This window comes from Burkholderia sp. BCC1996 (assembly GCF_905339955.1).
Taxonomy (GTDB): Bacteria; Pseudomonadota; Gammaproteobacteria; order Burkholderiales; family Burkholderiaceae; genus Burkholderia.
Genome location: NZ_CAJPHM010000030.1, coordinates 69,970 through 84,926 on the forward strand (window position 1 = coordinate 69,970; position 14,957 = coordinate 84,926).

Consider the following 14,957-nt stretch of genomic DNA (forward strand, 5'->3'; position numbering starts at 1 on the left):
TCATTCGAACACGTCCGGCCCGGAGCATTCATGAGCGGCGGGCTCGGTTGTCGCAGCTTCCTCGAAATCGGCATCAACCGGGCCGATCAGCGGCGTCAACCACGCCCAGCCTTACGGCACGGGCTCGAGGATGACAGACGCGCCGTGCCGCCGAATCCGGACCTCCGTGGTATCGACGCGGAAATCCTTCGGCAAGCAAACAGCCTGCGATCCATCATGCTCGAAAATCTTGGCGGTCTCCATCTCGGCACTCCATGCATCGACAAAGCGTGGATATTTTGCCGACTGTGGGTCGCGGCGGCGAATCGTGCGGTCGACATATTGGTGATGAACGGTCGCCTCTCGGGAAATTTGCTCGCGACGGGACACACGTAGCCGTACCCAATATCGGACATTCCGGCTCCACATTCATTCCCGACAGGAAACAATCAATCACCATCCGGCGATTCATCTCCCCGTCCGCGCGTTCTAGACTATCGGATCACTCCCCCACCGGACCCACGCAATGACCGATGTCCTGCCGCTGACCACCGACCCCGAATCCGGCCTCCACTACCGGCTGCGCCCGGCCGCCGGCCGCCCCGCGGGCCGCCTGTTGCTGCTGCACGGCGTCGGCGGCAACGAAACCAACCTGCTGAACCTGGCCGCCACGATCGATCCGCGCGTCGAAATCGCGTTCGTGCGCGGGCCGCTGACGTTCGGCCCCGGCCAGCACGCGTGGTTTCCGGTGCGCTTCGGCCCGAACGGCCCGGAAATCGATGCGGCCCGCGCGGAGGCGAGCCGTGTGCAGTTGATCGCGCTGCTGCGCGCGTTGCGCGCGCGGGACACCGGGAACGAACCCGCCGCCTTGCCGACCGTGATCGCCGGCTTCAGCCAGGGCGGCATCATGAGCGCGAGCGTCGGTCTCACCTCGCCGGCCGACGTCGCCGCGTTCGCGGTGCTGTGCGGGCGCATCCTGCCGGAGATCGATCCGCTGATCGCGTCGCGCGATGCATTGAGCCCGCTGCACGCGCTGGTGATGCACGGCCGCTTCGACGACAAGCTGCCGGTCGCGTGGGCGAACACGGCCGACGCGAAGCTGACGGCGCTCGGCGTCGCGCACGACACGCAGCTCTATGACGCCGGCCACGAGCTGACCGCGCAGATGGCCGGCGACTTCAGCCGCTGGGTCGGCGCACGCGCCGGGTTGAATTGATCGCACCGGGCGGTCGCCCGCCCGGGCCTGCCGTCAGATGTTGCTCGCCGGATCGGCAACGATCGGCACGCCAGCCCGAGCAGCAGCCTCTCGCGCGGCACCGCGCTTGGCCAGCTTCCAGCCGACCACCAGCGCGAGCACGACCACCGGAATCATCGCGACGGTCCACGTGCCGCCCGGGTAATCGAACGCCATCAGCACCAGCACGCTGACCAGGAACCCGAGCGTGAGCCACGACGTGAACGGCGCGCCGGGCATCCGGAACGACACGGGGCTCAGCTCGCCGCGATTGACCGCGCGGCGGAACAGGATCTGGCACATCACGATGAAGCCCCAGGTCGTGATGATCCCGAGCGACGCCATGTTCAGCACGATCTCGAACGCCTGCGCCGGCACGATGTAATTCAGCGGCACGCCGATCGCATTGACCGCGACCGTGACCAGGATCCCGCCGTACGGCACGCCGCGCGCGTTCATCCGCGACACGAAGCGCGGCGCCGAGCCGCCCATCGCGAGCGAACGCAGCACGCGCCCGGTCGAATAGAGGCCGGAGTTCAGGCTCGACAGCGCGGCGGTCAGCACCACGACGTTCATCACCGTGCCGACATACGGCACGCCGAGCTTGCTGAAGAACGTGACGAACGGGCTTTCGTGCGCGCTGTACGCGGTCCACGGCAGCAGCATCGTCAGCAGCACGACGGAGCCGACGTAGAACAGCGCGATGCGCCACATCACGCTGTTGATCGCCTTCGGCAGCACCTTGCGCGCATCGGCGGTCTCGCCGGCCGCGACGCCGACGAGCTCGATGCTCGCATACGCGAACACGACGCCCTGCACGATCAGCACCGCCGGCAGGATCCCGTGCGGGAAGATCCCGCCGTGATCCGCGATCAGGTGCAGCCCCGGCATCTGCCCGGCAACCGGATGGCCGCTCGCGAGAAACACGGCGCCGACCGCGAGGAACAGCGCGAGCGTCCCCACCTTGACGATCGAGAACCAGAACTCCATCTCGCCGAACACCTTCACGCCGATCATGTTCATCACCGACACGATCCCCAGCGCGCCGAGCGCGAACACCCACTGCGGCACGTCGGTGAACACGGCCCAGTACTTCATGTAGATCGCCACCGCGGTGATGTCGACGATGCCGGTGGTCGCCCAGTTCAGGTAGTACATCCAGCCCGCGACGAACGACGCGCGCTCGCCCATGAACTCCCGTGCGTACGACACGAACGAGCCGCTGGTCGGCCGGTGCATCACGAGCTCGCCGAGTGCGCGCATGATCAGGAAGGCGAATGCGCCGCACACGAGATACACGACGGCCAGCGCGGGCCCCGCGCTCTGCAGGCGGCCGCCCGCGCCGAGAAAGAGGCCGGTGCCGATCGCACCGCCCATCGCGATCATCTGCACGTGTCGGGGCTTCAGGTGCTGCGCATAGCCGGCCTCGTGCGACGCGAACATCGCATCGCGATCGGCGTGACGGGGGTCCGCGCCGCCGGCCGGGTCGGCCGCGCGCTCGCTGGCGTGCTTCATGGTGTGTCTCCGTTTCTTGATGTGTCGCGCCCGTCGACGGGCGCTGCGGGAACGGCCGCGCGCGGGCCGCCGGCGGCAGGCGCCGGCGCCGCGCGGCCGGAATCAGTACGCGCGCGGACGGATCAGCGCTTCGGGCTGCAGCGCCTCGTCCAGTTGCGCGGCGGTCATCAGCTGGCGATCGAGCACGACTTCGCGGATCGACTTGCCGCTCGCGTGCGCCTCGGCGGCCACGGCGGTCGCGCGCTTGTAGCCGATGTACGGGTTCAGCGCGGTCGCGAGCGCGACCGACCGCTCCATCGTTTCGCGCAAGCGCTCGGGGTTCGCGGTGATTCCGCTCACGCAGCGGTCCGCGAGCGTCGTGCAGGCGGCCGTCAGATGGCCGAAGCTGCGGAACAGCGCGCTCGCGATCACCGGCTCGAACGCGTTGAGCTGAAGCTGGCCGGCCTCGGCGGCGAAGGTCACCGTCAGGTCGTTGCCGAACACTTCGAACGCGACCTGGTTCACGACTTCCGGAATCACCGGGTTCACCTTGCCCGGCATGATCGACGAGCCGGCCTGCACCGGCGGCAGGTTGATTTCGCCGAAGCCGGCACGCGGGCCGCTCGACAGCAGCCGCAGGTCGTTGCAGATCTTCGACAGCTTGACCGCGATCCGCTTCAGCACGCCGGAGACCTGCACGAACGCGCCGCAGTCCTGCGTCGCCTCGATCAGGTTCGGCGCGGTGCTCAGGTCCAGGCCGGTGATGCGGCGCAGCGCGGCCAGCGCCTTCTCCGCGTACTGCGGATGGGCGGTGATGCCGGTGCCGATCGCGGTCGCGCCGAGATTGATCTCACGCATTAGCACGCCGGCTTCCTGCAGGCGCGCGATGTCTTCCGTCACCATCACCGCGTAGGTCGAGAACTCCTGGCCGAGCGTCATCGGCACGGCGTCCTGCAACTGCGTGCGGCCGAGCTTCAACAGATCCGAGAACGCGTCGGCCTTCTCCGCGAACGCATCGCGCAGGCGCGCCATCGCGTCGAGCAGATGCTCGACCGCGAAGCAGGTCGCGATCCGGATCGCGGTCGGGTAGACATCGTTCGTGCTCTGCGCGAGGTTGACGTGCTCGTTGGGATGCAGGTATTCGTACTGCCCGCGTGCGTGCCCCATGATCTCGAGCGCGCGGTTGCAGATCACCTCGTTGGCGTTCATGTTGGTCGACGTGCCGGCCCCGCCCTGGATGATGTCGACCACGAACTGGTCGTGCAGGCGGCCTTCGCGGATCTCGACACAGGCGGCGGCGATCGCGTCGCGATACGCGTGCGGCAGCAGCCCGAGCTCGCAGTTCGCGTCGGCCGCGGCTTCCTTCACCGCCGCGAGCGCCATGACGAGGTACGGCAGCGACGCGATCGTGCGCCCCGAAATGTCGAAGTTCTCCTTCGCGCGCAGCGTATGGACGCCGTAGTACGCCGACTCCGGAATGCTTCGTTTCCCTAAGAGATCCGCTTCGACGCGGAAGCCGTTTTCCGTCATGGGTGCCCCTCCTGAAATGTCTCGTGCCGCCGCGGCCAGGCGGCTGCGTTCACCGCTTCCCCGTGCGACGGGATCGCATTCTATGCCTTTGCATAAAGAAGCTCGCCTCTGTATTATCGAAAGCGGTTTTGCGTGGGACGCAACAGCGAGAGACGAATGAAAACAATGGCAAGAGACACCGGCATCGATCACCTCGGCGCGATGCGCGCGTTCGTGCGGGTCGTCGAAATGGGGAGTTTTTCCGCGGTCGCGAAGGAGATGCACGTGTCGACGTCCACCGTCGCGCGCAAGATCACGGCGATCGAGGACGCACTAGGCGTCGCGCTGCTGCATCGCTCGACGCACAGCGTGACGCTGACCGAGGCCGGCCACATCTACCTGGAACGCGCGGTCACGCTGATCGCCGATCTCGACGACACGCTGCGCGTCGTCGCCGAGCTCAATTCGCAGCCGAGCGGCCCGCTGAAGCTCACCGCGCCGGTCGCGTTCGGCCGCCGCCACCTCGCGCCGATGATCGCGCCGTTTCTCGCACGCTACCCGACGATCCAGCTCGACGTGCGGCTCACCGACAACCACAACGACCTCGTCGCCGGCGGCTTCGACCTCGACATTCACGAGGGCGAGAACTACCTGGACAACCTGGTCGTCCACCGGTTGTCGCGCAACGACAGCATCCTGTGCGCGACGCCCGGCTATCTCGACCGCTGCGGACGCCCCGCGACGCCGGACGATCTCCGGCATCACAACTGCCTGCGCTACGTGCACCCGGAAGGCGATCCGCGCTGGGAGCTCGTGCGCGGCGACGCGCGGCACAGCGTGCTGCCGGCCGGCAACCTCGTCACCGATCATTCGGAACTGCTGCTGGATGCGACCTGCGCGGGGCTCGGCATCGCCGAATTCGAGATCTGGCTGGTGCGCGACCTGCTCGCGAGCGGCCGGCTCGAAGCCGTGCTGCCGCGCTACCGGCTGCAGAACAAGCTGACGGGCGACTACATCTACATCGCGTATCTGTCGAACCGGCGCAGCTCGGCGAAGCTGCGCGTGCTGAAGGACTTCCTCATGGAGCATCTCGCGCACATCGGCGAGCTGTCGGAAGTCGAGCTGGCGAAGATTCGCGACGCGGGCGCGTAGCGGCTGCCGTCGCGCCGGCCGGCAACGCGGCGCCGCTGCGCACCGCGGCCCGCGGCACCGGTGCGCCGACGCCCGTCAGGCCGGCTGCAATTCGAACGGGAACGTCGCGTGCCCGATCTCGACACCCTGCGTGTTCAGCATCCGCGGCCGGTGGAACGCGGCGAGCCGCGCGCGCTGCGCGTCCGTGCCGATCTGCAGACGCTCGAGCAGTTCGCTGACCATCATGTACAGCACGTCGATGTTGCCGTCCTCGATCTTCACCGAGAGGCCGAGCGCGCCGTCGGCGCCGAGCGCCCGCGTGCGCGCCGATGCGCGTACGCCGATCCCGTAGCACGCATCCGCACCGAGCTTGCCGACGACCTGCCCGTCGAACGCATCCATCAGCACCGTGCAGTAGCGCCCTTCTCCGGCGACCAGCTCCGGATGGGCCGTCATCGCATGATGAATGCGCGCCAGCGCACGCACGCGACCGCTCGCCGCGGTGCCGCCGGCTGCCACCGTATCCGCGCCGTCGGCCAGCGACGCGTAAAGACGCGCGAGGCGGTCGAGCGGGAACGCCGGCGTCGGCAGGTTGCAGCCGTCGATCGCCCAGTCGACCTCGTCGTCGCGCAGGCCGCACGCGTTGGCGACCACCTGCTTCACGCGCACCTGCATCGGATGCTCCGGCAGATGATAGTCGGCGATCGCGGCGCCGATCGCCCGCGCGCCGGCCAGCATCCCGACATGCTTGCCCGAACAGTTGCTGCAGACGCCGGTCGGCGTGTAGTCGCGCTTGATCCACGACCGGTACACCGCGTCCGACAGCGGCGCATGCCCGCCGCACCGCAGATCCGACTCCTGCGCGTCGACCTTCTCCAGCATCGCCCGCGTGCGCGCGATGTGCCGCTCCTCGCTGCTGTGCGACGCGCACATCAACGCGATGTCCGCGTCGTCGAAACCGAACCGCTCGGGCGCGCCCGTCTCGATCACGGACAGCGCCTGGGCCGGCTTCGCCGCCGAGCGCGCGAGCGTCATCCGGTACGGATTGCCGAGCCGGAACAGCAGCTTGCCGCCGGCATCCACCACCGCCACGTCGGCGACGTGTTTGTTCTCGATCGCCTTGCCGCGGTACGTCACGACCGCTGCGCGTTGGGTGTCCATCTGTCTTGTCTCCTTCGTCGGGGCCTGAATGCCGGGGCCCGTGCAACCGGTACGGCAGTGTATCGAGTCTGCCGCAGGGGCGAGCCGGTCGGCCGGTGGAAAGTGGTATTGCGCCGGATGCAAAGCCGTCGGCCCCCACGAAAACCTGACAGATTCAGTACACGGAGCCTTCGATCGCCAGCAGCGCGAACGTCGCGAGCCAGTGCTCGCCCATGTAATCGCCGGCCACGTGCGCGAGCGCGCTCGCGAGATGCCGGTCGGCCGCGTCGAGCAGCCTCGCGCGCCGTGCATCGCCTTCCGGCAGCGCGCCGGCCAGCGCGCGCTGGCACCACGCGCGGCTCAGGTTCAAGCCGTCCAGATGCGCGATCTTGCCGTCGCTGCGGTCGCTGACCGTCGCCGGCACGAACAGCGTCGCCGGCTCGCCGCGCGCGAGATCCGGCAGGAAACGCGCGAACCAGCCGTCGAATTCGGCCGCCGGCAGCACGCGCCGCATCAGCTCCGCCTCCATCAGCGCGGGCGACAGGAACTCGTCGCCCGACGGCTCCCACGCCTGGCACGCGACATCGTTCAGGTGCCAGCGTTTCGCGGTATCGACGATCAGCGCCGCGAGCCCGTCGCGCTGCGTCGCGCGCGCGAAGTCGAGTGCGAGCGCCAGTGCGAACGCGGTGTTGAAGTGCGTGCCGACCCGCAGCGGATAGGTCGCCTTCGGCAGGAAGGTCTCGAAGCGCGCGACGAACAGGTCGGCGAGCGGCGCGATCGTCTTCGCCCAGCGGGCGGCCTGCGGCACCACGCCCTTCAGCGCGAGCCGCTCCAGCTGCGCGGACAGCGCCAGCAGCCACGCCCATCCGTACGGCCGCTCGAAGCCGCTGTTGTGCGGCAGCGCGAGATACGCGCGTTCGCCGGCGACGTTCGCGTCGGTGAAATGCGCGTCGACGACGGCGATGATCCGCTCGGCTTCCGCCAGCGCCGGATAGCGTTCGAGCACGCGCAGCACGAGCCAGTAGCCGTGCACGCACGAATGCCAGTCGTAGCTGCCGTAGAAGATCGGGTGCAATGCGCGCGGCCCCTGCACGTCGTGCGGGCCTTCGAGCGAATGAGTGAGCCTGTTCGGATATTCGCGGGTCAGGTGCGCGAGCGCGAGCGACGCGAATTTCGAGGCGAGTTCGGGGGTCAGTCGGTCGGTCATGGGCATCTCGTCAGAAGCGGAATACGAACGCGTACATCAGCAGCGTGTTGACGGCCAGCAGCAACACGGCGGTCGGCCACTGCGCCTTGATCACGCCGTTCTTGTCCTTCAGTTCGAGCCGCGCGGCCGGCACGATGTTGAAGTTCGCGGCCATCGGCGTCATCAGCGTATCGCAGAAGCCGCTCGGCATCCCGATCGCGCCGAGGATCGCATCCCGCCCGCCAGCCCCGTCGCGAGGCCCGCGATCGTCGCCACCAGCAGCGCGTTGAAGCGCAGCGCGAAACCGATCACGACGATCGGCACGCCAATCAGCACCAGCATTGCTCCTCCTTGTGTTGGATGCGCGGCGCCGTGACGACGTGCTGTCCGCCCGGTTTCGACCGGGTTCAGGCCGCAAAATCCAACACCAGATTTTATCGATAAAAAGTCGACAATTTAAGGCTTCGGCCAAACGTTGAAACCGGTACTACCGTGCGCCGGCCTTGTGCCTGCCGTATGTCAGCTGCATGTCAGCCGCATGTCAGCCGCATGTCAGCCGCATGTCAGTCGTGTGCCAGCGGTGTGTCAGCGGTGTTTCGACCGTGTGCGGCACGAGCGGGCGGCAACGGCGGCGCGCGCGGCATGCACGCTTGCGCCGCGCGAACCGCGGGCGGCCCGCGCGCCCGCCGCGCATGGCGGAGCGCCGGTGCGCCGACTAAACTGGAAGGCATCGGCAACGTTCGGGAGAGCCGCCATGATTGACGTATTCCAGACCATCGGCAGCCGCGCGTTCTCCGCTCATCTGGCGAAGGACGGGATGGTGACGCTGATGGAACAACGCCACGAAGTCGACCGCGTGACGCTCGCGACCGCCTATGCCGCGCTCGTCGAGGAATCGGAGCAGGAAGCCGACCTGCTCGACGCAACCGTCGAAGGGATGATGCGCGCGCTGATCCAGGGGTACGCGCGCAGCCATTGATCGACTGAACGCGCCCGGGCGCGGTGCGCCGGCCTGCGCGGCCGGCTCGCCGATGCCCGCGCATGCGCCCGCCCGTTTCCCGCCGAAACGAACGCGCCGGCAACGGGTTTCCGCACTGCCGCATCGTCCCGCAGATGGCCGTCCGCCTTCGCGGGCGGCAAAAAATGTCGCCCCGGAATAGAGAAAAGGGTCTGAAACGACGCAATGCGCAATTTTTTCGATTGCCGCCGCTCGCGCCGCATGACAGCATGCGGACGTCGCCAATCGAAAAGAATTCCGTGCCGCGCGCCCGCCGATGCCGTTCGGCGGCGCCGAACCGGCACTGCCTTTCATGAACCCGGCCCATACCCAACACTACGAACCGACCGGAGCATCCCGCTTGTGAATATCGGCATCGTCAACGACCTCCCGCTTGCCGTCGAGGCGATGCGCCGCGCGCTCGCGCGCCGGCCCGAGCATCGCGTGCTGTGGGTCGCGACCGACGGCGCGCAAGCCGTCGAACTGTGCGCCGCGCAACCGCCCGACGTCGTGCTGATGGACCTGGTCATGCCGAAGTGCGACGGGATCGAGGCGACGCGGCGGATCATGCGTTCCGCCCGCCCGTGCGCGATCCTGATCGTGACGAGCTGCATCGGCGCGAACGCATGGCGCGTGTTCGAAGCGATGGGTGCCGGCGCGCTCGACGCGGTCGATACGCCTCGCCTCGGCGAAGACGCGGCCGGCGACACCGCGCGGCTGCTGCTCGCCAAGATCGACCAGATCGGCCGCCTGCTCGACGCGCCCGGCGGTGTCCGCGCGGCCGGCACGGCCTCGCGCACGGGCGGCGGCCCGCTGATCGCGATCGGCGCGTCCGCCGGCGGCCCCGGCGCGCTCGCGTCGATCCTCGGCAGCCTGCCGGCCGACTTGAGCGCGCCGATCGTGATCGTCCAGCACGTCGATCGCGCGTTCGCCGAAGGCATGGCGCAATGGCTCGACGGCCAGACGCCGCTGACCGTGCGCGTCGCGCACGAAGGCGACCGCCCGCAGCCGGGCGTCGCGCTGCTCGCGGCGACCGACGATCACCTGCGCATCACGCGCACCGGCACGCTCGAATACACGCGCGAACCGGCCGCCACGCCGTACCGGCCGTCGGTCGACGTGTTCTTCAACAGCCTGACCGAGCACTGGCCGGGCCGCGTGATCGGCGTGCTGCTGACCGGCATGGGACGCGACGGCGCGATCGGCCTGAAGGCCCTGCGGATGAAGGGCTATCACACGATCGCGCAGGACGAGGCGACCAGCGCCGTCTACGGCATGCCGAAGGCGGCCGCGACGCTCGGCGCGGCCCGCGCGATCCTGCCGCTCGAGCGCATCGCGGGCGAGCTGGCGGCACTCGCGCGAATCTGAACCCAATGAAACCCTGTCACACCCGTCGCAGCCATGGCGCGACCCTGCATCAATCATGACCAGCGACCTCACCCGCCCGCCCGGCAGCCTGCAGGCGGCGTTCGACGCCTTGCACGTGCCGCCCACGCCGCACGCCGACACCCCCGCGATGGTCCTGCTCGTCGACGACCAGACGATCGTCGCGGAAGCCATCCGGCGCGCACTCGTCGACGAGGACGGCATCGACTTCCACTACTGCCCGCGCTCGGACGACGCGCTGGCGACCGCGATCGAGACGCGGCCGACCGTGATCCTGCAGGATCTCGTGATGCCCGGCATCGACGGGCTGAGTCTCGTGAAGGCATACCGCGCGAATCCGGCGACGCGTGACGTGCCGATCATCGTGCTGTCGACGCAGGAAGAACCGGTGATCAAGAGCGCCGCGTTCGCGGCCGGTGCGAACGACTATCTCGTGAAACTGCCCGACCGCATCGAGCTGGTCGCGCGGATCCGCTATCACTCGCGCTCGTACATGAACCTGCTGCAGCGCGACGAGGCCTATCGCGCGCTACGGCAATCGCAGCAGCAACTGCTCGAGGCCAATCTCGAACTGCGGCGCCTCACGCATTCGGACGGCCTGACCGGGCTGTCGAACCGCCGCTATCTCGACGAATACCTGGCCGCCGAATGGCGGCGCGGCACGCGCGAGCGCAGCGAGCTGTCGCTGCTGATGATCGACGTCGACAACTTCAAGCTGTACAACGACACGTACGGCCACGTGTCGGGCGACAGCGTGCTCAAGCAGGTCGCGACGACCATCGAACGCTGTCTCGGGCAGTCCGGCGATCTCGCCGCGCGTTTCGGCGGCGAGGAGTTCGCGGTCGTGATGCCGGCCACGTCGCCGGGCGCCGCGCGGCTGCTCGGCGAGAAGATCCGCCTCGCGGTCGAGTCGCTGCGGCTCGAGCATGTGCACGCGTCGACGGGTCGCTACGTGACGATCAGCATCGGCGGCGCGAGCATCGTGCCGGCCCCCGGCCTGCCGACCACCTCGCTGATCGAGGCGGCCGATCGCGCGCTGTATCGCGCGAAGCACGACGGCAAGAATCGCGTCGAGATCGACGCGCCGCCGGCGCCCCCGGTTCCGCCGGCCGGCGGCGGTTTCGCCTGAACGCCTACACGGTGACGAGCCGGCGCGCGTAATCGGTCGGATCGAGCGGCCGGCCGAACAGGTAGCCCTGCTGCATGTCGCAGCCGATCTGCTGCAGGAACCACGACTGCGCCTGGGTCTCGACGCCTTCCGCGGTGACCTTCATCCCGAGGGAATGCGCCATCGCGACGACGGCCTGCGTGATCGCGACCGAGTCGCGATGATCGGGCACGCCCGATACGAACGAACGGTCGACCTTCAGGTTGTGCAGCGGGAAACGCTTCAGGTAGGCGAGCGACGAGTAGCCGGTGCCGAAATCGTCGACCGAGATCCGCACGTTCATGTCCGTGAGCGCTTCGAGCATCGGCAGCACGGTGTCCGTGTCGTTCATCAGCAGTCCTTCGGTAATCTCCAGTTCGAGCGCCCCAGGATCGAGCTGCGTCTGCGCGAGGCAGTGGTAGACCGACTCGACGAGCCCCTCGTGGAACTGCCGCGGCGACAGGTTGACCGCGAGCGTCAGGTCGGGCGCGATCGTGCGGCGCCATTCGGCGGCCTGCCGGCAGGCCGTTTCGAGCACCCACTGGCCGATCGCGACGATCAGCCCGGTATCTTCCGCGACCGGAATGAATTCCGCCGGCGACATCGGCCCGAGTTCAGGGCTCGTCCAGCGCAGCAACGCTTCGGCGCCGACCGTGCGGCCGCTGCGCGCGTCGACGACCGGCTGGTACGCGAGCCGCAGCATGTCCGACGAGAACGCGCGCCGCAGCGACTGCTCGATCGCGAAGCGGCGTTGGAGGCGCTGGTTCAGCTGCGCGGTGAAGAACGTGAAGTGGTTGCGGCCGCGCTGCTTCGCGTCGTACATCGCGGAGTCGGCGTTGCGCATCAGCGTGACCGAATCGTCGCCATCGCGCGGCGCGACGCTGATGCCGATCGACACGCCGAGCCAGTATTCGTTGTTCGCGATCTCGAACGGCTGCGCGATCGTGTCGATCACCTCGCGCGCGAGCACGGCCAGCTCGTCGGGATCGTCGCAGTGGTCGACGAGGATCACGAACTCGTCGCCGCCGACGCGCGTGAGCGCGTGGCGCCCGCCCGCGCAGGCCGCGAGGCGCGCCGCGACGCTGCGCAAGAGCGCGTCGCCGGCCTCGTGGCCGGCCGTGTCGTTGACCTTCTTGAAGCCGACGAGATCGAGGAACAGGATCGCGACATGCGCAGGCCCGGCCGCCGCGTCGCGCGCGCCGAACAGCTCGCGCATCCGTTCGGAGAGCCAGCGCCGGTTGTAGAGGCCCGTCAGCGCGTCGCGCGTCGCCAGGTAGCGCAGTTGCTGCTGCGCTTCGCGCACGGGGCCGATGTCATGAAACGACACGAGCACCGATTCGGGCTGCGTCTCGCCCGGTTTCACGATCGGCACCGCGTTGCCGCGCACCCAGATGACGTCGCCGTCGGCGAGCCCGAAGCCGACCGAGTAGTCGAGCTGCGGCATGGCCGTGGTGAACGCGAGCCGGCTCGGCCAGTCGTCGGGGGCGAGCGGTGTGCCGTCCTCGCGCAGCTTGTACAGGATCACCGTCGACAGCCGGCGGCCGACGAGGTCGCCCTTCGCACGCATCATCCGGTTCGCGCTCGGATTGCTCGCGATCACCATGCCGTCGCGCGACACGACGAGAATCCCTTCGTTCAGGCTGTTGACGACCAGGCGGTGATGTTCCTCGCTGCGCGCGAGCTGCCGCGCGATCCAGTCCTGGTGCACCGCGAGGCCGACGCTGTTGCCGATATCGCGCAGCAGGTCGGTTTCGGTGTCGGTGGGCCGCCGCGGCGTACGGTGATAGACGGCGAATGCGCCGAGCACGGTGCCCGTATCGTCCAGGAACGGTACCGACCAGCACGCGCGCAGGCCGTGCGGCAACGCGAACGAACGGTAGGCGGCCCACAGCGGATCGGTTTCGATGTCTTCGACGGCGATCATCCGGCGCTCGTACATCGCCGTGCCGCACGAGCCCGCGGCGGGCCCGATCGATGCGCCGTCGATCGCCGCGCTGTACTGCACGGGCAGCGACGGCGCGGCACCGACGTGCACGTGCACGCCGTCCGCGTCGAGCAGCAGGATCGTGCACGACGCGCCGTCGCCGAGCAGCGCCTCGGCGCGCCTGCAGACCTCGACGAGCAGTTCCGGCAGTGGTGTATTGCGTGTGATCAGCCTCAGCACGCTTTGCTCGGATGCGAGCACTTCCGCTGCGAGGCCGAGACTGTAGCGAGAACTTTGCGGTTCGGTATTCAAGATGAATCCTGCCGTCAGTTCGACCGGGTCTGATGCGCCCGATTCGTAGCGATTCTTCGTGCCGTATATCGCCCCGAGTCGACTCGCCCCCCCGGTGCGCCCCCATTGCACGCCGGTCACGGCGCGCCAAAATATATTTAACACCAATCCGCGCCCGCTGGCGTACCCGCGCGCATCGAGGGTATACGCGTGGTCGCGGCCGGCGGGACGCCGCCGCGATTTGTCAGACGATTACTTATAGCGCACCGCCCCCGCCGGCCGCCGTCAGTCCTTGCGGATGTGTTCGGCGAGGAAGTCGATCAGCAGCCGCACGCGCGGCAGGAGCCCGCGCCGGGACGGGAACACCGCGTGAATCACGCCGCCCTTCGGCGCCCACCCCGGCAGCACGTCTATCAGCGTGCCGTCGCGCAGGTCGTCCTCGATGACCATGCACGGCAACTGCACGATGCCGACGCCATGAATCGCCGCGTCGCGCAACGCGTGCATGTCGTCGGAGATGTAGCGCGGATGATGGCGCAGCTGCGCCTGCTCGCCGTTCGGCCCAACCAGCTGCCACACGTGCTGCCGCGGCGGCCCCCAGTCGAGGCTCGGCTCGCCGGCCAGCTCGGCCGGGTCGGCCGGGACCGTGCGTCCGGCCAGCCACTGCGGCGCGGCCACCAGCCGCTGCGGGCTGTCGCCGAGAATCCGCATCACGAGGTCGCTGTCCTCCAGTGGTGGGAAACGCACGCGCAGCGCCAGGTCGAAGCCTTCGCTCAGCAGGTCGACCCGGCGGTTCGTCGCTTCGAGATGCACGTGTACCGCCGGATGAATCGCCATGAAGCGCGCGACGAGCTCGCTCACGCGATATTCGAGCAGCGCGGTCGGGCAGCTCACGCGGACGATCCCGCGCGGCTCCGCGTGCCGGCGCTCGATCACCTCGCGCGCCGCGTCGGCTTCGACCAGCACCGCGAGGCAGCGTTCGTAGAATTCGCGGCCGGTTTCCGTGACCGTGAAATGACGCGTCGTCCGCTGCAGCAGCCGCACGTCGTAGTGCGCTTCCAGCGCGGCGATGCGCCGGCTCAGCGTCGACTTCGGGACATCCAGCGCCCGCCCCGCCTGCGTGAAGCCGCCGTGCTCGACCACCTTCACGAAATAGTAGAGGTCGTTCAGGTCATCCATGATTGTTCCACCCATAGAACACTGACGGCATTCTACGGGACTGGAAACCCGGTTGTTGCGCGCATAGCATCGTTCTTCGATGGGGATCGATTGCGCGAACGCGACCGGAGACTTTCCCTGCCGGGTGCCTCGCGCGCCGAATCGATTGACTAAGCTTGGAGCATTCGCCCGCCGCGCGCACCGTATCGGACGTGTGCGACAGCACGGGCGCCCCGCCGCGACGACGATCCCGACGCCGCGGCCGCCCACCCTGGATCCTCGGGATTTCTCTCACTTCCTGTCCTGTTTCTGGAGGCAACCATGGCAAGCGAACCGATTCGCGATCCCGCGAACGACCACCTGCTCACCCCGCAGAACGCG

General features: G+C 68.5%; 12 protein-coding genes and 2 pseudogenes. 6 read left to right on the top strand and 8 right to left on the bottom strand.

Annotation, left to right across the window (positions count from 1 at the left end):
* Positions 1 to 30: 30 nt before the first annotated feature.
* Positions 31 to 375, top strand: a complete 345-nt coding sequence (locus U4Z64_RS37675; protein ID WP_415750614.1) for a hypothetical protein — start codon at positions 31 to 33, stop codon at positions 373 to 375.
* A gap of 130 nt (positions 376 to 505) precedes the next feature.
* Positions 506 to 1,195 (top strand): alpha/beta hydrolase, encoded by a 690-nt coding sequence (locus U4Z64_RS31615; protein ID WP_124488869.1) that lies wholly within the window; start codon positions 506 to 508, stop codon positions 1,193 to 1,195.
* Positions 1,196 to 1,228: 33 nt separating this feature from the next.
* Here U4Z64_RS31615 and U4Z64_RS31620 read toward each other — a convergent pair whose 3' ends face one another.
* Positions 1,229 to 2,728, bottom strand: a complete 1,500-nt coding sequence (locus U4Z64_RS31620) for an amino acid permease (RefSeq protein WP_321822021.1) — start codon at positions 2,726 to 2,728, stop codon at positions 1,229 to 1,231.
* Positions 2,729 to 2,830: 102 nt separating this feature from the next.
* A complete protein-coding gene (aspA, locus tag U4Z64_RS31625; RefSeq protein ID WP_321822022.1) occupies positions 2,831 to 4,237 on the bottom strand; it encodes an aspartate ammonia-lyase in 1,407 nt (468 codons plus the stop codon).
* A gap of 156 nt (positions 4,238 to 4,393) precedes the next feature.
* On the opposite strand from aspA, the gene U4Z64_RS31630 reads away from it, so the two are divergent.
* Positions 4,394 to 5,368, top strand: coding sequence for a LysR family transcriptional regulator (locus U4Z64_RS31630; protein ID WP_257775320.1), 975 nt, complete (start codon positions 4,394 to 4,396; stop codon positions 5,366 to 5,368).
* Between the two features lie 75 nt (positions 5,369 to 5,443).
* On the opposite strand, the gene U4Z64_RS31635 is transcribed toward U4Z64_RS31630, so the two are convergent.
* The 4 genes and pseudogenes from U4Z64_RS31635 to U4Z64_RS31650 form a co-directional block, all read right to left on the bottom strand.
* Complete coding sequence (locus U4Z64_RS31635) at positions 5,444 to 6,508, bottom strand: asparaginase (protein WP_321822023.1); 1,065 nt, start codon at positions 6,506 to 6,508, stop codon at positions 5,444 to 5,446.
* Positions 6,509 to 6,662: 154 nt separating this feature from the next.
* Entirely contained in the window at positions 6,663 to 7,694 is a 1,032-nt protein-coding gene (locus U4Z64_RS31640) for a DUF2891 domain-containing protein (RefSeq protein ID WP_124488873.1), read from the bottom strand.
* 10 nt (positions 7,695 to 7,704) lie between these two features.
* Positions 7,705 to 7,914: pseudogene (locus tag U4Z64_RS31645) on the bottom strand (5-oxoproline transporter, DUF979 family subunit); the annotation flags it as partial.
* Positions 7,905 to 8,015: pseudogene (locus U4Z64_RS31650) on the bottom strand (5-oxoproline transporter, DUF969 family subunit); the annotation flags it as partial. The pseudogenes U4Z64_RS31650 and U4Z64_RS31645, both read right to left, overlap by 10 nt.
* Positions 8,016 to 8,427: 412 nt before the next feature.
* Between U4Z64_RS31650 and U4Z64_RS31655 the strand changes: the two are divergent.
* The 3 genes from U4Z64_RS31655 to U4Z64_RS31665 all read left to right on the top strand — a co-directional run bounded on the left by U4Z64_RS31655 (position 8,428) and on the right by U4Z64_RS31665 (position 11,185).
* Complete coding sequence (locus tag U4Z64_RS31655; protein WP_039357299.1) at positions 8,428 to 8,652, top strand: hypothetical protein; 225 nt, start codon at positions 8,428 to 8,430, stop codon at positions 8,650 to 8,652.
* Positions 8,653 to 9,033: 381 nt separating this feature from the next.
* Positions 9,034 to 10,038 (top strand): chemotaxis response regulator protein-glutamate methylesterase, encoded by a 1,005-nt coding sequence (locus U4Z64_RS31660; protein ID WP_321822024.1) that lies wholly within the window; start codon positions 9,034 to 9,036, stop codon positions 10,036 to 10,038.
* Positions 10,039 to 10,093: 55 nt separating this feature from the next.
* Positions 10,094 to 11,185, top strand: coding sequence for a diguanylate cyclase domain-containing protein (locus tag U4Z64_RS31665; protein ID WP_124893605.1), 1,092 nt, complete (start codon positions 10,094 to 10,096; stop codon positions 11,183 to 11,185).
* Positions 11,186 to 11,189: 4 nt separating this feature from the next.
* On the opposite strand, the gene U4Z64_RS31670 is transcribed toward U4Z64_RS31665, so the two are convergent.
* Positions 11,190 to 13,439, bottom strand: coding sequence for a putative bifunctional diguanylate cyclase/phosphodiesterase (locus U4Z64_RS31670; RefSeq protein ID WP_321822025.1), 2,250 nt, complete (start codon positions 13,437 to 13,439; stop codon positions 11,190 to 11,192).
* 264 nt (positions 13,440 to 13,703) lie between these two features.
* Complete coding sequence (locus tag U4Z64_RS31675; RefSeq protein WP_044843906.1) at positions 13,704 to 14,597, bottom strand: LysR substrate-binding domain-containing protein; 894 nt, start codon at positions 14,595 to 14,597, stop codon at positions 13,704 to 13,706.
* Positions 14,598 to 14,957 lie beyond the last annotated feature (360 nt).

What these genes read in the sequence shown, in the direction of transcription:
- aspA (WP_321822022.1), bottom strand. Translation starts at nt 4,237, where the DNA reads ATGACGGAAAACGGCTTCCGCGTCGAAGCGGATCTCTTAGGGAAACGA.
- U4Z64_RS31675 (WP_044843906.1), bottom strand. Translation starts at nt 14,597, where the DNA reads ATGGATGACCTGAACGACCTCTACTATTTCGTGAAGGTGGTCGAGCAC.
- U4Z64_RS31635 (WP_321822023.1), bottom strand. Translation starts at nt 6,508, where the DNA reads ATGGACACCCAACGCGCAGCGGTCGTGACGTACCGCGGCAAGGCGATC.
- U4Z64_RS31640 (WP_124488873.1), bottom strand. Translation starts at nt 7,694, where the DNA reads ATGACCGACCGACTGACCCCCGAACTCGCCTCGAAATTCGCGTCGCTC.
- U4Z64_RS37675 (WP_415750614.1), top strand. Translation starts at nt 31, where the DNA reads ATGAGCGGCGGGCTCGGTTGTCGCAGCTTCCTCGAAATCGGCATCAAC.
- U4Z64_RS31620 (WP_321822021.1), bottom strand. Translation starts at nt 2,728, where the DNA reads ATGAAGCACGCCAGCGAGCGCGCGGCCGACCCGGCCGGCGGCGCGGAC.
- U4Z64_RS31655 (WP_039357299.1), top strand. Translation starts at nt 8,428, where the DNA reads ATGATTGACGTATTCCAGACCATCGGCAGCCGCGCGTTCTCCGCTCAT.
- U4Z64_RS31665 (WP_124893605.1), top strand. Translation starts at nt 10,094, where the DNA reads ATGACCAGCGACCTCACCCGCCCGCCCGGCAGCCTGCAGGCGGCGTTC.
- U4Z64_RS31615 (WP_124488869.1), top strand. Translation starts at nt 506, where the DNA reads ATGACCGATGTCCTGCCGCTGACCACCGACCCCGAATCCGGCCTCCAC.
- U4Z64_RS31630 (WP_257775320.1), top strand. Translation starts at nt 4,394, where the DNA reads ATGAAAACAATGGCAAGAGACACCGGCATCGATCACCTCGGCGCGATG.